The organism is Streptomyces sp. NPDC056361, assembly GCF_042262805.1.
Lineage (GTDB): Bacteria > Actinomycetota > Actinomycetes > Streptomycetales > Streptomycetaceae > Streptomyces.
The window spans coordinates 1-1,071 of the sequence record NZ_JBHJQI010000326.1 but is presented as its reverse complement, the minus strand read 5'-3'; the positions used below and the strand labels follow the sequence as shown (position 1 = coordinate 1,071).

Annotated in this window: 1 rRNA gene; it reads right to left on the bottom strand. The window is 55.9% G+C overall.

Annotated elements, in window-relative coordinates:
* Positions 1–35 precede the first annotated feature (35 nt).
* Positions 36–1,071, bottom strand: a 23S ribosomal RNA gene (locus tag ACFCY7_RS40525); the annotation flags it as partial.

Sequence of the window (1,071 nt, the reverse complement as noted above, 5' to 3'; positions counted from 1 at the left end):
TTGCTTCAGAACTAACACAGTGGACGCGAGCAACTGAGGACAAGCCCTCGGCCTATTAGTACCGGTCAGCTCCACCCATTACTGGGCTTCCACATCCGGCCTATCAACCCAGTCGTCTACTGGGAGCCTTACCCTCTCAAGGAGGTGGGAATACTCATCTTGAAGCAGGCTTCCCGCTTAGATGCTTTCAGCGGTTATCCCTCCCGAACGTAGCCAACCAGCCATGCCCTTGGCAGGACAACTGGCACACCAGAGGTTCGTCCGTCCCGGTCCTCTCGTACTAGGGACAGCCCTTCTCAATATTCCTACGCGCACAGCGGATAGGGACCGAACTGTCTCACGACGTTCTAAACCCAGCTCGCGTACCGCTTTAATGGGCGAACAGCCCAACCCTTGGGACCGACTCCAGCCCCAGGATGCGACGAGCCGACATCGAGGTGCCAAACCATCCCGTCGATATGGACTCTTGGGGAAGATCAGCCTGTTATCCCCGGGGTACCTTTTATCCGTTGAGCGACGGCGCTTCCACAAGCCACCGCCGGATCACTAGTCCCGACTTTCGTCCCTGCTCGACCCGTCGGTCTCACAGTCAAGCTCCCTTGTGCACTTACACTCAACACCTGATTGCCAACCAGGCTGAGGGAACCTTTGGGCGCCTCCGTTACCCTTTGGGAGGCAACCGCCCCAGTTAAACTACCCATCAGACACTGTCCCTGATCCGGATCACGGACCGAGGTTAGACATCCAGCACGACCAGAGTGGTATTTCAACGGCGACTCCACCATGACTGGCGTCACGGCTTCACAGTCTCCCACCTATCCTACACAAGCCGAACCGAACACCAATATCAAACTGTAGTAAAGGTCCCGGGGTCTTTCCGTCCTGCTGCGCGAAACGAGCATCTTTACTCGTAGTGCAATTTCACCGGGCCTATGGTTGAGACAGTCGAGAAGTCGTTACGCCATTCGTGCAGGTCGGAACTTACCCGACAAGGAATTTCGCTACCTTAGGATGGTTATAGTTACCACCGCCGTTTACTGGCGCTTAAGTTCTCAGCTTCGCCACACCGAA